The organism is Pseudomonas sp. MNR3A (genome assembly GCF_009650575.1).
Classification (GTDB): Bacteria; Pseudomonadota; Gammaproteobacteria; order Pseudomonadales; family Pseudomonadaceae; genus Aquipseudomonas; species Aquipseudomonas machongensis.
Genome location: NZ_VZZS01000016.1, coordinates 452,572 through 473,916 on the forward strand (window position 1 = coordinate 452,572; position 21,345 = coordinate 473,916).

The 21,345-nt window shown below is 64.4% G+C and carries 24 protein-coding genes and 1 riboswitch; of the genes, 15 read left to right on the forward strand and 9 right to left on the reverse strand.

The window, feature by feature from the left end; all coding sequences use genetic code 11:
• The first annotated feature begins 22 nt into the window (after positions 1-22).
• The 3 genes from F6X62_RS13625 to F6X62_RS13635 all read left to right on the forward strand — a co-directional run bounded on the left by F6X62_RS13625 (position 23) and on the right by F6X62_RS13635 (position 2,162).
• Complete coding sequence (locus tag F6X62_RS13625; RefSeq protein WP_153773828.1) at positions 23-1,234, forward strand: MFS transporter; 1,212 nt, start codon at positions 23-25, stop codon at positions 1,232-1,234.
• Between the two features lie 88 nt (positions 1,235-1,322).
• On the forward strand, positions 1,323-1,868 hold the full coding sequence (locus tag F6X62_RS13630) for a cupin domain-containing protein (protein WP_054890862.1): 546 nt from the start codon (positions 1,323-1,325) through the stop codon (positions 1,866-1,868).
• Positions 1,869-1,874: 6 nt separating this feature from the next.
• Positions 1,875-2,162, forward strand: coding sequence for a hypothetical protein (locus F6X62_RS13635; protein ID WP_153773829.1), 288 nt, complete (start codon positions 1,875-1,877; stop codon positions 2,160-2,162).
• Here F6X62_RS13635 and F6X62_RS13640 read toward each other — a convergent pair.
• Positions 2,154-2,744: a 2-hydroxychromene-2-carboxylate isomerase gene (locus F6X62_RS13640; RefSeq protein ID WP_054890864.1), complete on the reverse strand. Its 591-nt coding sequence runs from the start codon at positions 2,742-2,744 to the stop codon at positions 2,154-2,156. The genes F6X62_RS13635 and F6X62_RS13640 overlap by 9 nt on opposite strands.
• 40 nt (positions 2,745-2,784) lie before the next feature.
• Positions 2,785-3,516, reverse strand: coding sequence for an SDR family oxidoreductase (locus tag F6X62_RS13645; protein WP_153773830.1), 732 nt, complete (start codon positions 3,514-3,516; stop codon positions 2,785-2,787).
• An 88-nt stretch (positions 3,517-3,604) separates the two neighbouring features.
• Between F6X62_RS13645 and F6X62_RS13650 the strand changes: the two genes are divergently transcribed.
• On the forward strand, positions 3,605-4,165 hold the full coding sequence (locus F6X62_RS13650) for a TetR/AcrR family transcriptional regulator (protein WP_054890865.1): 561 nt from the start codon (positions 3,605-3,607) through the stop codon (positions 4,163-4,165).
• Between the two features lie 37 nt (positions 4,166-4,202).
• Here F6X62_RS13650 and nfsB read toward each other — a convergent pair whose 3' ends face one another.
• Complete coding sequence (nfsB, locus tag F6X62_RS13655) at positions 4,203-4,853, reverse strand: oxygen-insensitive NAD(P)H nitroreductase (RefSeq protein WP_153773831.1); 651 nt, start codon at positions 4,851-4,853, stop codon at positions 4,203-4,205.
• 102 nt (positions 4,854-4,955) lie between these two features.
• Between nfsB and F6X62_RS13660 the strand changes: the two genes are divergently transcribed.
• Entirely contained in the window at positions 4,956-5,852 is an 897-nt protein-coding gene (locus F6X62_RS13660; protein WP_054890867.1) for a LysR family transcriptional regulator, read from the forward strand.
• On the opposite strand, the gene F6X62_RS13665 is transcribed toward F6X62_RS13660, so the two are convergent.
• The gene (locus tag F6X62_RS13665; RefSeq protein ID WP_153773832.1) at positions 5,849-6,718 is read right to left on the reverse strand and encodes a hypothetical protein; all 870 of its coding nucleotides are present in this window, start codon (positions 6,716-6,718) and stop codon (positions 5,849-5,851) included. The two genes, F6X62_RS13660 and F6X62_RS13665, sit on opposite strands and share 4 nt — an antisense overlap.
• Positions 6,719-6,853: 135 nt before the next feature.
• On the opposite strand from F6X62_RS13665, the gene F6X62_RS13670 reads away from it, so the two are divergent.
• Positions 6,854-7,684: an AraC family transcriptional regulator gene (locus F6X62_RS13670; protein WP_153773833.1), complete on the forward strand. Its 831-nt coding sequence runs from the start codon at positions 6,854-6,856 to the stop codon at positions 7,682-7,684.
• A 48-nt stretch (positions 7,685-7,732) separates the two neighbouring features.
• Positions 7,733-8,317: a LysE family translocator gene (locus F6X62_RS13675; protein WP_153773834.1), complete on the forward strand. Its 585-nt coding sequence runs from the start codon at positions 7,733-7,735 to the stop codon at positions 8,315-8,317.
• Positions 8,318-8,320: 3 nt separating this feature from the next.
• Here F6X62_RS13675 and F6X62_RS13680 read toward each other — a convergent pair whose 3' ends face one another.
• Complete coding sequence (locus F6X62_RS13680; protein WP_153773835.1) at positions 8,321-9,532, reverse strand: sugar transporter; 1,212 nt, start codon at positions 9,530-9,532, stop codon at positions 8,321-8,323.
• A gap of 194 nt (positions 9,533-9,726) precedes the next feature.
• Between F6X62_RS13680 and F6X62_RS13685 the strand changes: the two genes are divergently transcribed.
• Positions 9,727-11,019 (forward strand): hypothetical protein, encoded by a 1,293-nt coding sequence (locus F6X62_RS13685; protein WP_153773836.1) that lies wholly within the window; start codon positions 9,727-9,729, stop codon positions 11,017-11,019.
• Positions 11,020-11,075: 56 nt separating this feature from the next.
• Here the strand turns inward: F6X62_RS13685 and F6X62_RS13690 are convergent, their stop codons facing one another.
• Positions 11,076-12,128 carry an NAD(P)-dependent alcohol dehydrogenase gene (locus tag F6X62_RS13690; RefSeq protein WP_153773837.1) on the reverse strand — a complete coding sequence of 351 codons (1,053 nt, stop codon included), beginning with the start codon at positions 12,126-12,128 and terminating at the stop codon, positions 11,076-11,078.
• 181 nt (positions 12,129-12,309) lie between these two features.
• On the opposite strand from F6X62_RS13690, the gene F6X62_RS13695 reads away from it, so the two are divergent.
• Positions 12,310-13,215: an AraC family transcriptional regulator gene (locus F6X62_RS13695; protein WP_054890873.1), complete on the forward strand. Its 906-nt coding sequence runs from the start codon at positions 12,310-12,312 to the stop codon at positions 13,213-13,215.
• Between the two features lie 8 nt (positions 13,216-13,223).
• Here the strand turns inward: F6X62_RS13695 and F6X62_RS13700 are convergent, their stop codons facing one another.
• Positions 13,224-13,823 (reverse strand): TetR/AcrR family transcriptional regulator, encoded by a 600-nt coding sequence (locus F6X62_RS13700; protein WP_054890874.1) that lies wholly within the window; start codon positions 13,821-13,823, stop codon positions 13,224-13,226.
• Positions 13,824-13,914: 91 nt separating this feature from the next.
• Between F6X62_RS13700 and F6X62_RS13705 the strand changes: the two genes are divergently transcribed.
• Positions 13,915-14,532 carry an NAD(P)H-dependent oxidoreductase gene (locus F6X62_RS13705; protein ID WP_153773838.1) on the forward strand — a complete coding sequence of 206 codons (618 nt, stop codon included), beginning with the start codon at positions 13,915-13,917 and terminating at the stop codon, positions 14,530-14,532.
• Here the strand turns inward: F6X62_RS13705 and thpR are convergent.
• Positions 14,493-15,041, reverse strand: a complete 549-nt coding sequence (gene thpR / locus F6X62_RS13710) for an RNA 2',3'-cyclic phosphodiesterase (RefSeq protein ID WP_112898448.1) — start codon at positions 15,039-15,041, stop codon at positions 14,493-14,495. The genes F6X62_RS13705 and thpR overlap by 40 nt on opposite strands.
• A gap of 195 nt (positions 15,042-15,236) precedes the next feature.
• On the opposite strand from thpR, the gene lpxO reads away from it, so the two are divergent.
• The 3 genes from lpxO to F6X62_RS13725 all read left to right on the forward strand — a co-directional run bounded on the left by lpxO (position 15,237) and on the right by F6X62_RS13725 (position 17,231).
• Complete coding sequence (gene lpxO / locus F6X62_RS13715; RefSeq protein ID WP_054890877.1) at positions 15,237-16,136, forward strand: lipid A hydroxylase LpxO; 900 nt, start codon at positions 15,237-15,239, stop codon at positions 16,134-16,136.
• A gap of 102 nt (positions 16,137-16,238) precedes the next feature.
• Positions 16,239-16,583 (forward strand): carboxymuconolactone decarboxylase family protein, encoded by a 345-nt coding sequence (locus F6X62_RS13720; protein ID WP_054890878.1) that lies wholly within the window; start codon positions 16,239-16,241, stop codon positions 16,581-16,583.
• 78 nt (positions 16,584-16,661) lie between these two features.
• Positions 16,662-17,231, forward strand: a complete 570-nt coding sequence (locus tag F6X62_RS13725) for a GNAT family N-acetyltransferase (RefSeq protein WP_125929725.1) — start codon at positions 16,662-16,664, stop codon at positions 17,229-17,231.
• 85 nt (positions 17,232-17,316) lie between these two features.
• Here the strand turns inward: F6X62_RS13725 and F6X62_RS13730 are convergent, their stop codons facing one another.
• Positions 17,317-18,063, reverse strand: a complete 747-nt coding sequence (locus F6X62_RS13730) for an outer membrane beta-barrel protein (RefSeq protein ID WP_153773839.1) — start codon at positions 18,061-18,063, stop codon at positions 17,317-17,319.
• Between the two features lie 161 nt (positions 18,064-18,224).
• A riboswitch (cobalamin riboswitch) is annotated at positions 18,225-18,428 on the forward strand.
• A gap of 112 nt (positions 18,429-18,540) precedes the next feature.
• Here F6X62_RS13730 and F6X62_RS13735 point away from each other — a divergent pair.
• On the forward strand, positions 18,541-20,667 hold the full coding sequence (locus F6X62_RS13735; protein WP_153773840.1) for a TonB-dependent siderophore receptor: 2,127 nt from the start codon (positions 18,541-18,543) through the stop codon (positions 20,665-20,667).
• A gap of 176 nt (positions 20,668-20,843) precedes the next feature.
• Entirely contained in the window at positions 20,844-21,299 is a 456-nt protein-coding gene (locus F6X62_RS13740; RefSeq protein ID WP_153773841.1) for a transposase, read from the forward strand.
• Positions 21,300-21,345: the final 46 nt, after the last annotated feature.

Consider the following 21,345-nt stretch of genomic DNA (forward strand, 5'->3'; position numbering starts at 1 on the left):
TCCGCCTGCCATGGATGTTTCAATGACCACCGCGAAGGACACTGCATCTCCCACCCCGCCCCAAGCCCCCGCCCTAGACCTGCGCCCGCTGCTGCTGGTGAACATGGCCTGCACCATGTCGATGATGGCGTTCGTCGCCTTGATCGGCCCCATCGCCCGCCTGCTGGGGATGGCCACCTGGCAAGCCGGTGCGGCGGTCACCGTGGCAGGCGTGGTCTGGGTCATTCTTGCACGCCCATGGGGCCGGGCCGCCGACCGCCTGGGCCGGCGACGCATCCTGCTGATGGGCAGTGCCGGCTTCACCGTCGCCTATTGGCTGCTGTGCCTGTTCATCGATGGCGCCTTGCGCTGGCTGCCGGGCGCGACCCTGGCCTTTCTCGGCCTGATGCTGACCCGCGGCCTGATCGGCGCCTTCTATGCCGCGCTGCCGGTGGGCGGCAATGCGCTGATCGCCGACCATGTCGAGCCCGAGCGCCGCGCCCGTGCCATGGCCTTGCTCGGCGCAGCCAATGCCGTAGGGCTGGTGCTCGGCCCGGCACTGGCCGCGTTGCTGGCTCGCCATAGCCTGAGCGCCCCGTTCTTCATCATGTCGCTGCTGCCGGCCAGCGCATTCCTCGTGCTGCTGTTCAAGCTCAAGCCTCAGCCGCTGCCCCACAACCACGCGCCAAGCCCTGTGCGCCTGGGTGACCCGCGCCTGCGCCGACCGTTGATCGTGGCCTTCAGCGCCATGCTCAGCGTGACCGTGTCGCAGATCACCGTGGGCTTTTTCGCCCTCGATCGCTTGCAACTGAACAGCGCCGATGCCGCCCAGGCCGCAGGCATCGCCCTGACCGCCGTGGGCGTGGCGCTGATTGGCTCGCAGATTCTGCTGCGCCAGTTGGAGTGGCCACCGCTGAAGATGATCCGCGTGGGCGCCAGCATCAGCGCGCTGGGCTTTGCCGCCGGGGCCTTGGCCACCACTGCTCCGGCATTGTGGGCGTGCTTCTTCGTCGCCGCTGCCGGCATGGGTTTCGTCTTCCCTGCCTTCTCGGCGCTGGCCGCCAATGCCATGCAAGCCAGCGAACAAGGGGCCACCGCGGGGTCAATCAGCGCTGCTCAAGGCATGGGAGCGGTGATCGGGCCGCTGGCCGGGACGCTGGTCTACGCCGTCGATCCGCGCCTGCCGTTCCTGGCCGTGGCCGTGCTGTTGCTGCTGGTCGGGCTGTGGCCTGCCCCCGCCGCCCAGCGCACCTGACAAGCACAGCGCGTTGCCGGTCAGAGTGTGTTTTAATGCGCTGCCCATTATTTTTGACACCTCTGATCACTCACTACTCAAGGCGGCTATGGACACGGGGACACGACTCAAACTGGTGCGTGAACGCAACAACCTCTCCCAGCGGGAGCTGGCCCGCCGCAGCGGCCTGACCAACTCGACGATCTCGCAGATCGAGCAGAACCGCGTCAGCCCCTCGGTCAGTTCCCTGAAAAAACTCCTCGAAGGCATCCCCATGAGCCTCGCCGAGTTCTTCAGCTTCGATGAACCTGCACGCGAAGAGCGCTACGTGTTCCGCGGCGGCGAGCAACCTGACCTGGGTCGCAACGGCCTGCGCATGCTGCTGGTCGGCGCCAGTGTCGAAGGCCGACAGATGCGCATGCTGCGCGAGCTCTACGCACCGGGTGCCGACTCGGGCGAGCCGATCGTGCATGCCGAAGGCGAGGAATGCGGGCTGGTCACCCGGGGGACGGTCGAGTTGTGGGTCGATGGCCAGGTCAGCGTGCTCAACTCGGGCGACGGCTACTACATCCCCACCACGCTGCCGCACAGCTTCAAGAACATCGGCCCGGACGAAGCAGAAATCATCAGCGCCAATACCCCGGCGAACTTCTGACCGTTCATGTCCGCCCCCAACAGCCGTGAGATCTACCAGTGCCTGCGCGACGCCGCCCTCGGCGTCCAGGCGCTGGAAGTGCACGAGCACCTGAGCGACGGGCGGGTCAGGATACAGATCGGCCACTGGCAACTGATCCTGACCCTCGACGACGAAGGCATCGCCCATTGCAGCGAATGCCGCGCCCCCGATGGCCGCGAGGCCGAGCGCGGCCACTGGCAGCGCTATGGCACCGACCCGGTCGAGCTGCTCAGCGTCTGGGAGCGCACGCAACTGGAGCGGCTGTTAGGTTAATGCTTCTTCGATGAAGTCCAAGCGGTCCTGACCGAAGAACATCTCCCTACCGACAAAACAGATCGGCGCGCCGAACACGCCCCGCTCGACCGCCTCCTGGGTCACCTGCTTGAGCCGCTCCTTGACCTCGACGTCGGCCGCCAGGGCACGAAACGCCTCGGGGTCCATGCCTGCTTCGCGCAGCGTCGCATCGAGCACCTCAGGGTCCGACAGATTGCGCTGTTGCACCCACAGCCCGTCGAACAACGCCTTGAGCAAGGGTTCGAGGCGCTCGGGCGAACGCATCTGCGTGCCGAGCACGCCACGCATCAGGTTCAGGGTATTGACCGGAAACCCTGGCGGGAGGCTGAACGGCACGCCATAACGGGCAGCGAAGCGTTTCAGGTCACCGATCATGTAGCGCCCCTTGGCCGGTATCGTCGCCGGCGAGGCATTGCCGGTGGCCTGGAACACACCGCCCAGCAGCATTGGTCGCAGCGCCAGGGTTGCGCCTCGGCGGGCACACAGGGCGGGCAACTGGGTCCAGGCCAGGTAGCTGGCCGGACTGCCCAGATCAAAGTAGAACTCGACGCACTTGCTCATGCAGCACTCCTTGTGGCGGAAGGTGGTTGGGCACAGCGGATCACCAGCGTTCGATCCAGGGGCGCAAGTCAAGTTCGAAGGTCCAGGCGTCCCGGGGCTGGGTGTGCAGGTACCAGTAGCTGTCGGCGATATGCGCCGGGTCAAGGATGCCATCCTGGTCCTTCAGGGCGTAGCGTTCAGGGAAGGTATCGCGAATGAACGCCGTGTCGATGGCGCCGTCGACCACCACGTGCGCCACGTGGATGTTTCGCGGCCCCAGCTCGCGTGCCATGCTCTGGGCCAGTGCACGCAGGGCGTGCTTGGCACCGGCGAAGGCGGCAAAGCCGGCGGCGCCCCGGATGCCGGCAGTGGCGCCGGTGAAGATCAGGGTGCCGCGTTCACGGGTGACCATGCGCCGCGCCACTGCCTGGGCGGTGAGAAAACCGGCGAAGCAGGCCATTTCCCAGATCTTGAAGTATTTGCGCGGCGTTTCGTCGAGGATACTGCAGGGCACGTTGGCACCGATGTTGAACACGAAGGCCTCGATCGGGGCGATATCACGCTCGATGGTTTCGATCAGCTCGGCCACCGCCTCTTCCTTGCGTGCATCGGAGCCGAAACCGTAGGCCTGACCGCCAGCCGCACGGATCTCGTCCACCAGTGGTTGCAGCTTGTCAGCGTCGCGGCGGGTCACACAGGCGATATAACCTTCGCGGGCAAAACGCTTGGCGATCTCGCCGCCGGTGGCATCACCCGCCCCTATCACCAGGACCGCTTTTCGTTGTTCTGTCACCGGCACCTCCATTGATGAACGATCATTTAGTAAATGAACGCTATGCTATGATCGCTGCACCGTCAAGCCAGCACACCGAGGGTCACGGATGCGCTACTCCACCGATCACAAGCAACAGACTCGCGAGAAGCTGCTGGCCAGCAGCGGCGTCCTGGCCAAGCGTGGTGGTTTCGCCAGTACCGGGGTCGCCGAGTTGATGAAGGCCATCGGCCTTACCGGTGGCGCCTTCTACAATCACTTCCCGTCCAAGGATGACCTGTTCAGCGAGGTGGTGCGACGCGAGCTGTGCAATAGCCCGTTCGCTCGCCTGGCCAGCCAGGGCGCCGACCGCGAACGTCTGCGCCGCTGCCTGAAGCAGTACTTGAGCCTGGCCCACCTGCACAATCCCGAAGGTGGCTGCCCGCTGCCGCCGCTGGGGGTCGAGATCGCTCGCGCCGAGCGACCGGTCCGTGAACAGGCCGAACACTGGCTGCTCGAACTGCAGGCCGCGTGGAGTGAAACGCTTGGGGACGAGCGCAGGGCCTGGGCGCTGATCAGCCAGTGCGTCGGTGCTCTGGTGGTCGGGCGCATGTTGGCCAGCGAGGAAGTACAGCAGCAAGTGCTGGACGCCAGCCGCGACGTGGTCGAGCAGGCGCTGGAGGAAGATTGAAAGCCGGGGCAGACCGTAGCGGCCTGCCCCGGTTTTTTCAGAGGAAGGTGAACACCGTCTCGGCCGGCAGCCGCGACTTGCTCAGGCCGGCATTGAAGTCATCTTCACTGCGATACCCCAGGCTCAGCAGCACGACGCTGGTGAAGCCACGCTCGCGCAGGCCCAGCTCGGCGTCCAGCGCCTTGCTGTCGAAGCCCTCGATCGGGGTCGCATCGAGCCCGTGGGCGGCAGCGCCCAGCAAAGCGGTGCCCAGGGCCAGGTAGGTCTGCTTTTCCATCCAGTGCTGCGCATCCTTGAGATCGTAGCGGTGCAGGTTCACATAGCCACGGCGCGTCGTGTCCTGGCCGGCACGGGCCTGATCATCGCGAAAACGGCCGTCGGCCGCTTCCTGGTCAAGCACGGCGTGCAGGTGCGCCTCGGTCATTTCGGTGCGTGTGGCGAACACGATTACGTGCGAGGCGTTGAGAATCTTGGGTGTGTTGTAGGCGAAGGCTTCGGTGGCCTTGGCCAGGCGTGCCTTGCCTTCGGCGCTGTCGGCGACGACGAAGTGCCAGGGCTGCGAGTTGACCGAGGACGGGCTATGACGCAATTGCTCGAGCAGTGCATCCACGGTGGCCTGCGGGATCCTGCGGCTGGCGTCGTAGGCCTTGGTGGTGTAGCGGCGCTTGGCCAGGGTGACGGTATCCATCGGAACTGCTCCTGTCAGGGAAGGTGATGGCGCGTATCTTATCTTTCCCACAGGAAAGAAAAACCAGCACAATGCAGCAACACTTTCATTCCAGGAGTGAAAATGCTGCGCCTTGACGATCTACAACTGTTCATTCGCTCCAGCGCCTTGGGCAGCTTCACCGCCGCCGCCCTGGAAGCCGACCTGCTACCGGGCCAGGTCGCAGCAGCGATCAAGCGCCTGGAGCGAGAGCTGGACGTGCGTCTGTTTGCCCGCACCACCCGTAGCCTGCGCCTGACCGCCGAGGGTGAGCTGTACCTGCCCACCGCCCACAGTGTGCTGGAGACCCTGCGTCACGGGCGTGAGAGCCTGCATGGCGACCACAGTGAACTGCGTGGTGTACTGCAGGTGTCGGCGCCTTCGGATGTCGGACGCAACCTGGTGCTGCCCTGGCTCACCGAGTTTCGCCGCGAACACTCGGGCTTGAGCCTGCGCTTCTTTCTCTCCGACGAACTCGCCGACCTGTACCGGGACCCGGTGGATGTCGGCATCCGCTATGGCATCGACGACGCTGCCAACTACATCTCGCTGCCACTGGCGCCGTGGAACCGCAGGGTACTGGTCGCCGCCCCCGCCTACCTCGCCCGCCGCGGCCGCCCGCACACCCCGCAAGACCTGCAACAGCACGATTGCCTGCTGTACCTGCAGCAGTCGCGGGTCTTCGACCGCTGGCAACTGGGTGAGCAGACGGTGCAGGTCAGCGGGCCGCTGTTCTGCGATGACGCCGATGTGGTACGGCGCTGGGCACTGGCCGGCGAAGGCATCGCCTTCAAGTCATGGCTGGACGTGCACGCCAATGTCGCGGCCGGCGAACTCGAGGTGCTGATGCCGGATTTCCCCGGCGACCTGCGCCCCCTGATCCTGGTGTGCCCGCACCGCAAGCAACTGTCGCCGGCGGTAGCGCGCTTGCACCAGTGGCTGCAAGGCAAGTTTGCGCAGTTGCAGCCCGACCCTGGTTAGTGCGCCTTGCAGGAAGACTCGGCCTGCTCCTTGGCATCCTTGCCAAGCGTCAGCACGCTGCCATAGATGGCGCACAACCAGCCACCCCGCTCATGCACCTGCTGTCGAGCGGTGTCCACGACCGCGAACATCTTGCCCACCGTCACGGTGGGAATGACGTAGGCGGGAATCAGCAGCGCCAGCGTCAACGCCCAACGCACTTTCGGATTGGCGTTGGCGCCATGCTCACGCATGACGAAATAACACTGGGCATCATCAATGACGCGGCCCTGGGCAAGCACCTCCAGAACATGCTCGTCCTGGCTCGTGAAGGGCGTTTCACCAGCTGCCCCACTCGGCGATTGCCTGGCGCGCAAGCCCTCCAATATCTCGCCAGCCTCGCCACGTAGCACCCTGGCACTGCCTTCACGCTTGATCAGGTCTTCAAAGGTCGGATAACGATACGCACCCGGCGCGCACAGGTGATACAGCACGGAAAACACCAGCAGGCTCAGACCGCTCAGCCAATACATGAACAAGCTGAATGGCAATTGCTCGACATGTCCCGCCTGCTTGAACCCCTCGACCGCCAGAGGCACGACGCTCAGGGCCACAGTCACCAGAAGCATGAGCTTGCTGGAGGCGATCAGCGACATGACTTTCCAGTCATGGGCAAACCCCACCTTCGGCGCTCGAAAAGATAGGGCACCGCTCGCCAGGGTGCACACGCCGACGAACACCAGGTAGATGATCAACAGCCAGCCGCCCGTGGCGCCCATGCTCTGAACCAGGGGAATCACTGTGAAGATCGCTACCACCTGGGCAATCACCGCAGCGACGACCATGACCAGCAGCACCTGCAACCAATTTGTAGATGTGTCTTTCATCAGAGCAACAGCTTCCTGCAAAAACACCCAGTATACCGGCCCAATGCCACTATCCGAACTATCCCGTGCACATCCGTTCTAAAATCCGCAGCGCTTTTAAGCTAAGGTGAAAACTCCCTTTCGCAGGCCTCGCCCATGTCCAACTGGATCGACCTCAAGCAAGACGCCGACACCGGCATCGAGTCGGTCCGCGCGCATTTCGTCGGCCACGCCTACGACCCGCACTGGCACGACAGCTTCCTGGTCGGGGTCACCGAACAGGGCGTGCAGCAGTTCAATTGCCGCCGGGTTCGGCACCAGAGCACGCCGGGCCAGGTGTTCCTGCTGGAACCCGGTGACCTTCACGATGGCGACGCTCCCACGCGCGAAGGTTTCACCTACTCCACGCTGTACCTGGACTCGAAGTGGCTGGAAAACGAACTGCATGCACTGTTCGAACAGGCCCCGGCAGGCTGCCTGCCCGCCTTCGCTGACACCCTGTGTGCCGACCCGCGACTGGCGGGCGCCACCTTGCGCGCCTTCCAGGCCATGCACGGCGGCGAGCTACGAATCGTGCGCCAGACCGCCATGGACGACCTGCTGGCCTGCCTGACCCGGCACCTGCACTGGCGCAAGCGCCTCGACCCCGATCCACGCCTGCCGCTGTGCGCCCAGCGAGCGCGCGACTACCTGCATGCCCATATCGACCAGGACATCGGCCTGAACGAAGTAGCGCAGGCCTGCGGCGTCGATCGCTTTCGCCTGACCCGCGCCTTCAAGGCCGCCTTCGGCCTGGCGCCGCACGCCTACCTGATCCAGTTGCGCCTGGCCCGCGCCCGGCATCAGCTGGCTCGCGGCGACACACCCAGCGAAGTGGCCATGGCCTTGGGCTTTGCCGACCAGAGCCACCTGGGGCGCTGGTTCCGTCGTGCCTACCGGCTGACACCGGCCGACTATCGCCGACGCTGCTCAAAGCTTCCAGACTGAACCGCCCCCACGCCTGACCATGGTGTTCCGAACCACAGGAGCCTCACCATGTCGTCATCGCTGTTGCCCTTCATCCTTTTTGCCTTGGCCGCCAGCATCAGCCCCGGGCCGACCAACCTGCTGATTCTCGCCCACGGCGCGCACAACGGCCTGCGTGCCAGCCTGGCGCCGATCTTCGCGGCCTGCGCGGCGGCCGCGGCGATCGTCTGGGTGGTAGGCCTGGGGCTGGGAGAGGTGCTGCTGCGCCACCCGCTGGCGCAGCAAGTGATGAGCTGGGTGGGCGTGCTGTGGTTGAGTCGCCTGGCCTGGCAGTTGTTCCGCGCCGCTGGCGAGCCCTTGCATGCCACGGCGCGGCAGCGCTTTGGGGTCGGCAGCGCGGCATCGCTGCAACTGGTCAATCCCAAGGTCTGGCTGATGGCGGTGGCGGTGATCGGGGTGTTTGCCACGCCAGGATTGCCGGTGTGGCACCTGGCGCTGGTATTTCTGATCATCGCCCTGCCCTGCATGGGCGCCTGGGCGCTGCTCGGGATCGGCAGTGCCCGCTGGTTGCGTTCGCCCCGGCACCTGCAGCGCTTCAATCAGTTGCTGGCACTGTTGCTGGTGGTGTCGGCGTGGTCGGCTTTACTGGCGTGAAGCTCAAGGCGCGGGGGGCGCGGCCAGGGCATCGCGAAAGCGCTGGCTGCTGGCCAAGGCCAGGCCCAACCCCACCACCGCCACCACACCGCCGACCAGGCCGATATTGGCCACACCGATCTGGCTGCTGACGATACTGCCCAGCAATGCCCCGCCACCGATACCGATGTTGTAGATCCCCGAGAACAGTGCCATGGCCACATCGGTAGCGTCGGACGCCAACTTGAGCGTCTTCGACTGCAACGACAGGCTGAAGCTCAGGATCGCCACGCCCCAGAACATGCTCAGCACGGCGAACGCGGCGAAGTTCCCCGACAGCGGCAACAGCAGCAACAGGCACGCGGCCAGACAACCGATCGAGCCGACCAGGAAACCGTGCGGGAAGCGGTCGCTGTAACGGCTGAACAGCACCGAGCCGAGCACACCCGCCCCACCGAACAGCAACAGGATCAGGGTCGTGTGCTCACCGCTGATCTGCGCCACATGCAGGGCGAACGGTTCGATGTAGCTGTAGGCGGTGAACTGTGCGGTGATCACCAGCGTGACCAGAAGATAGGTGATGACCAGGGCAGGCCTGCGGAAGAGGATCGGCAGGCTGCGCAGCGAACCGGAGTTCTGGCTCGGCAGCAAGGGCAGCGACTTCATCAGGCACAGCATGGTCGCCAGCGCCACGCCCGCAATGCTGAGGAAGGTGATGCGCCAACCCAGCGCCTCGCCCACCACACGCCCGAGCGGGATGCCCAGGACCATCGCCAGGGTAGTGCCGGTGGCCAGCAACCCGAGAGCCTTGGCCTGCTTGCCAGCCGGCGCCACGCGCACCGCCAGCGACGCGGTGATCGCCCAGAACACCGCGTGCGACAAGGCGATGCCGATGCGGCTGACCAGCAGCATGGCGAAACTCTGCGCCATCCACGACAGCAAGTGGCTGACGATGAATACCAGGAACACGAACAGCAACAGGCGCCGCCGCTCGATGTTTCGGGTCATCAGCATCATCGGCAGCGAAGCCAGTGCCACCACCCAGGCGTAGATGGTCAGCATCAGGCCCACCTGCGCGGTGGTCATGTCGAAGCTGCGACCGATGTCGCTGAGCAGTGCCACCGGCACGAACTCGGTGGTGTTGAAGATGAACGCCGCCAGCGCCAGCGCGATCACGCTCAGCCAACTGCCGCCGCCTGCCGGTGCAGGTAGGGAATCAGGTAGGGGTCCATTCATCGAGGCCAATGCAATCTCCGCAGGCAAAGCGATAGGACGCGCCCCACGTGCCCAGGTTCGGGTCGCGGATGCACGTTTGTTATTGGTAGGAATACTCGGCATGGTACGCGTCAAGGCCAGGCCTCACAACCGCGCGCGCACGGAGTACCATGACGCACTGTAGCAACATGCGGAACAAGGAGTCCGATCCGCTCATGGACACGCAACACCCTCAGCAGCAGTGGCAACAGGCGGTCACCGCCTACGCCGAGGCCGTCAACCGCCATGTTGCGCAAGGTTGCGCACCAGGACACGACACAGCACAAGCGCCCTGCCCACCGGCCATCGATCACCTGCTCGACGCCTGGCAGCTCGCCCTGCACGCAATCAACCGACCTGGCATCGACGAGCACCAGCGTCAGTTGTTTCGCGAAGCCTGGCCGCCCGCCCATGATCCCTTGCTGCCACTGCTCCCGAGCCATGGCCAGGGTATCGCCCAGGTGCTGCTGCTCGATGACGGCCGCTTGCTTGCACGTATCGGCATGCCCCATGACAACGGCCAAGTGGTGCAGATCGACCGCAACGGGGTGACCCCGATGATCAGTGTCGAGCACTTCGGCCGCTGCCCGCGACGACGCTACTTCGCCCTGGCCAATGCGGAGGGCGTAAGGGTCACCGACGGCTGGGGCGGCCCACAGGTCGCTCGGTTGTCCTGGCCCCATGGCCTGGAAGGCCTGCCGCCTGGCTACCCGTTCGATCCCTTCGACCTGCCACCCACCCCAACCCGCCTGCTCCCCCTGCCGGATGGCCGACGGGTACTGCTGGTCAGCCGCGAGGGCATCTTCCTGCTCACACCTCGAGGTGCCACCCGCCTGCTGCGCCGCGAAGCAGACATCCTCGCGCAACTGGCCGACGGCACCGACCCTGACGACATCGCGCTGACCCTGACCCAAGCCCATGCCGCACTGTCGCCGGACGGCAGACGGATCGTGCTGGGCGAGCAGCGCGGCAACCACCAGGTACTCGACGAGCACCTGGAGCCGCTGGCCGAGATCGTCCCGGCGGGGGAACATCCGCACTTCGCCCTGTTCAACCACCGCGGCGACCAGTTGCTGCTCAATGCCTGCCAGGGCGACGGCGGCGCCAGCCTTGGCGTAACGCTCGCCAATCTCGCAACCGATCCGCAGATCTCGATGCTGCAGGACGGCGTGCAGATCCATGCCGGCGTCGCACGTCAAGGCGAGTACATCGTCGGCGATGCCCAAGGTTACCTGCGTGGCTTCGGCGAAGACGGTCGCGCGCACTGGCAGCATTATCTGGGGTCGGCCATCAGCGCCATGGACATCAGCGCCGACGGCCGCACCCTGGTCGCCGCCAGCCATGCCGGATTCATCTCGCTGATCGCCTTGGACAGCAAGCGGCCTGCCTGGCAGATCGGCACTGGCGAACACGCCGAGGTGCGGCGCTGGTTGTTCTGGAAAGGGTGGAGGAAGGCGATGGTCTGGTAGCGCCTGTACTGGCCGCAATCGCGGGACTCGCCCCGCGATTGCGTTCAACGCCCGGATCAGGCCTGCAAGGTCGCCATGTCGATCACGAAGCGGTACTTCACATCACCCTTGATCATCCGCTCGAACGCCTCGTTGATGTGGCGGATATCCAGCATCTCGATATCGCAGCTGATGCCGTGCTCGGCGCAGAAGTCCAGCACTTCCTGGGTTTCGGCGATGCCGCCGATCAAGGAGCCGGCCAGCACCCGCCGCTTGAGCACCAGGTTGGCCGCATGCACGGGCGGATCGACCGGCTCGATCAGGCCGACCAGGATGTGCACGCCGTCGAACTTCAGGGTTTCGAGGTAGGGATTCAGGTCGTGTTGCACCGGGATGGTGTCGAGCAGGAAGTCGAAGCGACCCGCCGCCTCGCGCATCTGCGCCTCGTCGGTGGAGACGATGACATGATCGGCGCCCTGGCGACGGGCTTCCTCGGCCTTGGCCGGGGAGCGGGTGAACAGCGTCACCTCGGCGCCCAGGGCCTTGGCGAACTTGATGCCCATGTGGCCCAGGCCGCCCATGCCCAGCACGCCGACCTTGTGCCCAGGCCCCACGCCGTGGTGCTTGAGCGGTGAGTAAGTGGTGATGCCCGCGCAGAGGATCGGCGCTGCACTGGGCAGGTCCATCCCTTGGGGAATACGCAGGACGAAGTGCTCGCTGACCACGATGCTGCTGGAATAGCCACCCAGGGTATTGCTGCCGTCGATACGGTCGGGACTGGCGTAGGTCTGGGTCGGCCCTTCCAGGCAATACTGCTCCAGGTCCTGCCGGCAAGCCTCGCAATGGCGGCAGGAATCGACCATGCAGCCGACGCCGACCAGGTCACCGACCTGATACTTGCCAGCCTTTTCACCTACGGCGGTGACACGACCGACGATCTCGTGGCCGGGCATCAGTGGGTAGACGGCAATGCCCCACTCATTGCGGGCCTGGTGAATATCGGAGTGACACACGCCGCAGTAGAGGATGTCGATGGCGACATCATCCGGGCGCAGGCCACGGCGCTGGAAGGTCATGGGCGCCAGGGGCGCGGTGGAAGACTGGGCGGCATAACCGATGGCGGTGTACATGCTCTGGACCTCGCAATATTGAAACGATTCAGGCCACGCATTCTGCGCATCGAAACGGGCCCGGCCCACAGCCGATCCTCCGGCATTCGTGCCTGATTCTCCGGAATTGGCCGCAGCGATCTGGCGCTGGACTGTCAATCTGCGAAGATGCCAGTGTCTGATTCTCTGTCCCTGGTTTGCCATGCACCTGACCCAACACGTCGACGCCAATGCCCCCCTCTGCTCGCTGATCCGCGCCCTCGCCTCGCGCCCCGGATTCGTCGACACCTACCTGCCCCAGGTCCAGGTGTTGTCGTGGGACCACTATGTGGCGAGCAGCCCACAGATCTATGAACCGAGCCTGATCATCATCGCCCAGGGTAGCAAGCTCGCGCGCCTGGGGCCGCGCACGCTGGAATACGGTGCCGGGCATTACCTGATCCAGGCGCTTTCAGTGCCCTTCATGTGCGAAACCTTCGCCACGCCCCAGGCGCCCATGCTCGGCGTGGCCGTGAGCATCGACCGTACCGTGCTGAGCGAACTGGTGCAGAACATGGCCCTGCCGCCGGACCCGGCGGTACAGGCGCAGACGCCGCAGTCGATGAGCTCGGCGGCGCTGGGTGCTCCAATGCGCGCCAGCGTCGAGCGTCTGCTCGAATGCCTGCAGGACCCACTGGATGCGAAAATGCTGGGGGCCGCACGGGTGCGGGAGGTGTTGTATACGGCCTTGCGCGGCCCTCAAGCCGGTGTGTTGCGGGCGCTGGTCGAACAGCAGGGGCACTTTGCCCGGATCGGCGTCGCGCTCGCCTACCTGCGCGATCATTTCGCCGAGCCGTTGAGTGTCGAAGCGCTGGCCAGCCGTGCCAACATGAGCGTTTCGACCTTCCACGAACACTTCAAGCGCTGCACCGAACTGGCGCCGATGCAGTACCTCAAACGCCTGCGCCTGCTCAAGGCGCAGCAGATGCTGATCGGCGAGAGCCTGGGCGTGGCCCAGGTGGCGCACCGGGTGGGCTACCAGAGCACCTCGCAGTTCAGCCGCGAATACAAGCGCGAATTCGCCCGCAGCCCGGGAGACGAACTGCCCTACCGCAGCCTGCCGGTATGACCCAGCCCTCAGCCCTGGCGCCGGACCATCGCCACGATACCGGCGCTCAGTTCCGCCTTGGCCTGCCCTGGCTCGACTTCCCCCGACGCCGCCGCCTGTGACAATGCCTCGGCGGCGCCGACCAGCAGACGCAAGCCGGCCAATCCGATATCCCCGCCCGGCGCAAACGGCGCCAGCGCCTGGCGGCACCTGTCCAGGAACGGATCCTCGTACCCACGCTTGAGCGCCTCGAGCTCCGGCGAGCCGGCCAACGCCGCACTGACGCCCGGTATCTCACGCCCCTGGGTCATCACACAATCGACATAGGCTGCGGCGATTACCGCCGCACGCGCCTCAAGGTCCACAGGACAGTCCGCCAGCACGACCTCGAGCATGGCGGTCTGGCGCGCGTCGTATTCCTCGTAAAGCGCCACCAGCAAGCCGTTACGGGTTTCGAAGTGGTCGTACACCACCGGCTTGGTCACCCCTGCCAGCTCGCTCAGGCGCCCCAGGCTCAGCGCATCGGTGCCCTCCTCGCGAACCATCTGCCAGGCCACCGCTATCAATTGCCGCCGACGATCCTCACGGGACAGGCGTTTACGTACAGGGCGCGTCTCATCGCTTGACATAGCTTACCTACCAAAAGTAACTTACCAACCGTAACTTACGCCGAGTATATAGCGCCCGGCCTCTTCCCGCATCCCATAAAGGAACGCATCCATGCACGCCCTGATCGTCCTCGCCCACCCCGACGCCCAATCACTCACCCACGCATTGTCCAGGCAGATCGCCGACGGCCTGGCCCAGGCAGGCCATACCAGCGAAATCGCCGACCTGGCCGCAGAGGGCTTCGACCCGCGCTTCGAATTGCCCGACCTCAATGTCCATCGTCACCTGGCCAAGCCGCCGGCGGACGTACTTGCCGAGCAGGTACGCATCGAACGCGCCGATACCTTGGTGCTGGTCTACCCGGTGTACTGGTGGTCGTTCCCCGCACTGCTCAAGGGCTGGATCGACCGTGTGTTCAGCAATGGCTGGGCCTTCAGCTACGAAGACGGCAAGACCACCAAGCTGCTCAACCACCTGAAGGTCCACCTGGTGGCGGTCGGCGGCACCGACGCTGCCCTGTTCGACCGCCATGGCTACGGCGCTGCAATGCGCGTACAGATCGAGCACGGCATCTTCGACTGGTGCGGCGCCCAGGTATCGAGCTCGATCCTTCTGGACGAGAGCGAAGGCCCGGATACCGCCAGGCACTTACCCACCGCCTACACCCTCGGACAACGTCTGTTCGCCCCTCAGGCTTCGTCCAGCGGCCACTCGGCCAGCGGACAGTAACGGCCCTTGCGCGATTCATAGAGACCGAACCGGCGGGCATTGAGGAAGAACTCCGGAGCCTGCGCCGCCTCTGGTGGCTGCCCCTGGAAATCCCGTGACAGCGTCAGGTGCGGACGGTATTCACGGGCCTGCTCGGCGATGCCCAGTGGCAGTAGCCGCTGCTCCAGGCCGTAGACCAGTTGGCGCAGGCTGGCAGGGGTATCGCCAGGTTCGAGCACCAGCGCGCCGGCACGTCGCCACACCTGCAGACGGTCGAGCAACAGGCGTATCGGCGCCCCTGGGCGCGTCATGCCGTCTACCGCCGCGCACAGTGCCGGTATCTGGGCGGCATCCACATCGCCCAGAAACAGCAACGTCACATGAAAATTCTCGGCCGGTACCGGCTTGCCGGCCCGCAACCCCAGTTCACGACGCCACTGGGCAACGGCCCGGCGCTGGGTTTCGGGCAAAGCCAGGGCGAAAAACAGGCGCTTGAAGGGCGCGCCGCTTGGGCGTACATCCTGAACCATCGGAAACTCCTCGAGGCTGAAGGGCATGCAGGTTCAAACGCTGCCAGGGTTGAATCGTTTGCGCAGCTTGCAGGGCATTCCACCTTCGTCCATCAGCGATGACTTAACAATAAGTACAAACTGGCGACACGATTGTTTATGCTGGCGGGCTACAGCCATGGCGCATGGCCATTTTTATTCGACAAGTAACCGTCCATGAAAATTGCACTCGTACTGATCTTCGTCCTCTCGATCGCCTATGTTCACCTGCGCGGTCGCGTTCGCCACAAGCTGACTCGCCAGCTGGGCGACCACTCGAGCTTCCTCGCCCCGGTCAACAGTTTCCTGTACCTGTTCTCCAAGCACCCGGCCAAGCCCTATTTGCCCGTCGAGTCGTTCCCTGAGCTGCAGCCGCTCAAGGACCACTGGCAGGAAATCCGCGAAGAAGCCCAGCAATTGCTGCACGCCGGCGAGATCAAGAAATCCGACAACTACGATGACGTTGGCTTCAACTCGTTCTTCAAGACCGGCTGGAAGCGCTTCTATCTGAAGTGGTACGGCGAGAGCCACCCTTCGGCGATGACCCTGTGCCCACGCACGACCGAACTGCTGCAAGGTATCGGCACGGTCAAGGCGGCGATGTTCGCCACCCTGCCGCCGGGAGCCAAGCTGGTTCGTCACCGTGACCCCTATGCCGGCTCCTACCGTTACCACCTGGGCCTGGACACACCGAACGACGATGGTTGCTACATCGACGTGGACGGCGAGAAGTATTCCTGGCGCGACGGCGAGGCGGTGATCTTCGACGAGACGTACATCCACTACGCGGCCAATACCACCGAGCACAACCGTATCATCCTGTTCTGCGACGTCGAACGCCCGTTGAAGTACCGCTGGGCAAGCGCCTTCAACCGTTGGTTCAGCCGCAACGTCATGGCCGCGGCAGCTGCGCCCAACGATGCCAACGACAAGACTGGCGGCATCAATCGACTGTTCACGCGCATCTACAAGATCCGTGAACGTGGCAAGGCCATGAAGAAGCGCAACCGCACCCGCTACTACCTCGAGAAGTGGGCCGTGGTGGCGGCACTGGTGCTGCTGTTCATCTACATCTGACACGTCCTGCGGCCTCCTTGCCCCTCGGTGACGAGGCCTGCCCTTCCCCCCATCTTCGACTAGCCTGAAAGCTCCTGTTGCCAACCTGACAAGGTGAAGACGATGAGCATGATGGACTGGGACGCCTACCGTAAGCAGTTGATGGCCGGCATCGGCGATCTCAAGCAGCTTTCCCCCGACACCGTGGCCGGCTACGCCACCGCCAGCGCTGCCGGCGCCAAGACCAACCACCTCGACGCCAAGACCCGCGAGCTGATTTCCCTGGCCGTGGCGGTGACCACTCGCTGCGACGGCTGCATCGCCGTGCATTCGCAGCAGGCGGTCAAGCACGGTGCGACCCGCGAGGAAATCGCCGAAGCCCTCGGCGTGGCCGTGGCCATGAACGCGGGCGCTGCCCTGGTGTATTCGGCACGGGCGCTGGATGCGGTCGGCAAGGCCGGCAGTTGACGCTTTTGGGCGCCACAGCCCTTGCATGACGGCGCCCATCCACCCAGACTTGCCGGCCCAGCCCGAGCAGGAACCGACATGATCCACATTCGCCCCATGACCCCGGAAGACTTCGAGCGTTTCTGGCCGACCTTCCAGGCCATCGTCCAGGCGCGCGAGACCTACGCATACGACCCGCAGATGTCGCAGGAGCAGGCGCGCACGCTGTGGCTGGAGTTTCCGTTGCACACCCTGGTGGCCGAAGAGGATGGCGAGCTGCTCGGTTCCTACTACCTCAAGGCCAATGCCGCCGGCCCGGGCGCGCACGTGGGCAATTGCGGATACATGGTCACACCCCGTTCACGCGGACGTGGCGTGGCACGGCTGATGTGCGAGCACTCGCAGAAGCTGGCGCGCCAGGAGGGTTTTCTGGCCTTGCAGTTCAATTCGGTCGTGGCGAGCAACGAGGTCGCCGTGGCGCTGTGGCACAAGCTCGGTTTCGAGACCGTCGGGCGCCTGCCCAAGGCATTTCGTCATGCAGCACTGGGGCTGGTGGATTGCCTGGTGATGTACAAGTGGCTGGCCGATGAGCCGGTGACCGAGAAACCGGCACTGCTGATCGGACGCAAGAATATCGAGGCACGGGTGTCGCGGCGCCGGGGCCGCTAGGCGCCCTTGAGCCTACAGGGGAATCCTCGTGCCGCAATTGCGGCACGAGGCTGCCCTTACAAACGGCGTACAACCACCGAAGGCATCAGAACGCCAGGCCGACCTTCACGCCAAACTCGTCACGCTTGAGCTTGTTGTTGTCGGCAACCGGCGAGTCCTCGTCGATCTTGTACTCGGTACGGGTGTAGTACACGCCCGCCTGGATCGGCATGCCGCCCTGCTGGTTCATCAGCAGAGTGACTTCGGCATACGGGTTGGTACGGTCCTTCATGTCGACACTGTCGCTGCCGAAGTCGTCGACCTTCAAGCGCGCACGGCCATCGATGGTGTGACGAGCACCGACTTCGACACGCAGGGTAGAGGCATCGAACTGGTGGTTGTAACCCAGCGCGGCCTTGGCGAACGGCGACTTGTAGGTCAACTTGGTGTCCAGGTCGTTGATCTCGGGCTCGAAACGGGTCCAGCTATAACCGCCACCGACGATCACGTCGACGAAGTTGCGCGCATCCAGCGCGGCACGCCAGCCAAGGTCGAGGTCGGCCTGTGCCTCCTTGAGCTTGTTGTCGTTCTTCTTGCCGTACTTGGCTTCGGCACCGATCTGGTAGATGAAGCCGGACTCGGCCGTCATCTTGTTGCCGAAGTTGGCGAACACACCGCCTTGGCCCAGGTGCTCCTTGTCGGAGTCGCTGCCGCCTTCGAACTTGAACTTGTCGTAGGAACCGAGCAGGCCGAAGGTGAACAGGGGCTCGGTGCTGGGGGCTGCCATCGCTGCCAACGGCGCGCCGAGCAGGGCCAGGGCGCAAGTGTGACGCAGCAGTTTTCCAGTAAACATTCGCAAAAGTCTCCATGACGTTGAATAAAAAGGGCGAACGAGCGGTTCGAGACAACGTCAGTCGGAAAAGTTCGAAAAAAATCTAATAAAAACGCGCAACCCTGTAGCCCATCACGTTTTTTCGCCTATCCAAACGATTGACTCCCCCTGCGTTCGATGGTCAGATGCCGCCAGTTTCAGGTGTCCTGCGCCGCCGTGCGCAGGGTGAAACGGGAAGCCGGTGCGTCTTTGCAGACAAGTCCGGCGCTGCCCCCGCAACGGTAAGCGAGCGAATCCTTCGACACACCACTGTGCTCAGGCATGGGAAGGTGAAGGCTTCACGACCCTCGCAAGCCCGGAGACCGGCCTGACGCTTCTGTTGGCAAACCCGCGGTGGGCGGGCGCAGGCCGGTGTTCGCGTGCGCGCCTGCGTGCGTGTCTGCTCGTCTTTGCGTTGTTTCCACCGGGATCCATTCATTCCTGAACCCGTGGAACGACATGTCCCGACACTTCAAGCTTCAAACTCTGGCCGCCTGCATGGCCGTGTCCCTGCCGGCGCTGGCCGAGCAGCCGCAAGGCAAGGTCCTCGACCTGCCCTCGACGGCGATCACCGAGACCCGCGACGAACAGACCGTCGATCTGGCAACCCCTACCCAAGCCGGCTCGCGCCTGAACCTCAGCGCCCTGGAAACCCCGGCCAGCACCACCAGCATCACCGCCGAGCAGATCCAGCAGCGCGCCAACCTCACTGTGCAGGATGCAGTGACCCGATCGCCCGGCATCACCTCCGTCGGCACCCCGGGCAACGGCAACACCGCCCTTTCCGCCCGTGGTTTCACCGGACACTCCTCGGTGATGACCCTGTTCGACGGCTCGCGCCTGTACACCGGCGCCGGCACCCAGACCTTTCCGGTCGACCCGTGGATGGTCGAGCGCATCGATGTGATCCGCGGCCCCGCCTCGGTGCTTTATGGCGAAGGCGCCACGGGTGCTGTGATCAACGTGATCCCGAAAAAACCCTTCGCCGGCGAGATCCGCAACCACCTGCGCCTGGGCTATGGCTCATGGGATCGCCAGCAACTGGGGCTGGACAGCGGCGGCAGCCTGAGCGAGCGCCTGAGCTACCGCGTGACCCTGAACAAGCAGGAAGGCAATGGCTGGGTCGACCGCACCGATTCGCGCAGCCTGGCCTTGAGTGCAGCCTTGCGCTTCGATGCCACCGACGACCTGAGCTTCACCCTCGCCCATGAGCGTGGCGACGCACAGCCCTCGAACTACTTTGGCACGCCGCTGATCGACGGCCACCTGCGCGACAGCCTGCGCAAGAAGAACTACAACATCCAGAACGACGTGCAGCGCTACCACGACGAATGGACCCGCTTCAACACCGACTGGACCCTCAGCGACAGCGTCACGGCCAGCAACCAGTTGTACTACATCAAGAGCCGTCGGCACTGGCGCAATGCCGAGGACTACACCTGGGATCCGACCCGCGAGCAGCTGGAGCGGGCAAGCTACCTGGAGATCAAGCACAACCAGGAGCAGATCGGCGACCGCCAGAGCTTCACCTTCGATCATTCGCTGTTCGGGCTGAACAGCAAGACCGTGGTCGGTGCCGAGTACAACAAGATCCGTTTCAATGTCGACAGCAACTCGCCGTACAACGATGTCGGCGGCGATTACGTCGATCCTTGGAGTCCGGCACCGGGCGGGTTCCAGAGCCAGAACGTCACACGTCCACAGACCCTCTCGACCACCCACACCTTCGCCCTGTTCGCCGAGAACCGTACCCAACTGACCGATCGCCTGTCGCTGGTGACCGGTATCCGCCGCGACCAGAACCACATAGACCGTGACAACCTGACCAACGACACGCGAGTCGACCGCAGCCTGCAAGGCGGCAACTGGCGCGCCGGCCTGGTATTCGCGGTAACCGACAACCTGTCGCTGTACGGCCAGTACTCCACCAGCGAAGACGGGGTGAGCAACCTGATCAGCCTCAGCCCGAGCCAGATCAACTACGACCTGACCGAATCGAAGCAGACCGAGCTGGGGCTCAAGCAGCGCTTCTGGGATGGGCGTGGTGAATGGACCCTGGCGGCGTATCACATCGTCAAGAAGAAGCTGTTGGTCGACGACCCGATCAGCCATGATAAACAGCAGGCTGGCCAGCAGACCTCCGACGGCCTGGAAGCCGCGCTGGAGCTCGATCTGGGCCACCAATGGCAGGTATCGGCCAACGCCTCGGTGGTCCGCGCCAAGTACGATGACTTCGACGAGATCGTCGGCGGCATCGCCCAGGACCGCGCCGGCAACCGCCCCGCCAACGTTCCGCGCCGCACCGCCAACCTCTGGCTCAACAAAGGCTTCGGCCAGACCGTCGACGCCGGCATCGGCCTGCGCTACGTCGACCAGCGCTATGCCGACACCGCCAACGCCTACAGCGTCCCCGGCTACACCGTGGTCGATGCCAATCTCGGCTGGCACATACTGCCCGACGTACGTCTGGGCCTGCAGTTGAACAACCTGTTCAACCGCGACTACGTGGTTGCCGCGCACAGTGGCGAGCAATGGCTGTTGGGCGCGCCACGCTCGTACTTCGCAACGGTGGACTACAGCTTCTGATGCCGTAGGCCTCGCCGGCCCTATCGCGGGACGAGCCCGCTCCCACAGGTTCTTCACTGATCCTGTAGGAGCGGGCTGGTCCCGCGATAGGGCCGGCACATTCAGCAAAAAATCTTCCGGGCAACCAGCCACAGTATCGCTACCTTGAGCAAAGGAAGAATGTTCAAGGAGAAAGCATGGATCGCCCTCATTCCAGCCTGTTGCGCCGTGGCCGCTTTTCCGAGCCCGGCAGAATCTATCTGCTCACCACCGTCACGCGCTCCCGCCAGCCTTTTTTCCAGTTTCTGCGTCCGGCACGTGCAGTCGTCCAGCAACTGCGTCACGCCGAAGAGGAACAGTCATGTCGCTCCCTGGCCTGGGTTGTGATGCCGGATCATCTCCACTGGCTGACCGAGTTGCGCACTGGGACGCTAGGAGCGTTGATGCGCAGGTTCAAGTCCAGGACCAGTCATGCGCTTTACCAGACAGGTGGGGGTACAGGGCGGATCTGGCAGCCTGGGTACCAGGACAGAGCTATCCGCAGGGAGGAGGATGTTCAAGCCGTGGCGCGGTACATCGTTTCCAACCCGCTGCGTGCGGGGCTGGTTGGGAGTGTGCGGGAGTATTCGCACTGGGATGCTGTTTGGTTGTAAGTGCCGGCCCTATCGCGGGACCAGCCCGCTCCCACAGGATCAGTAA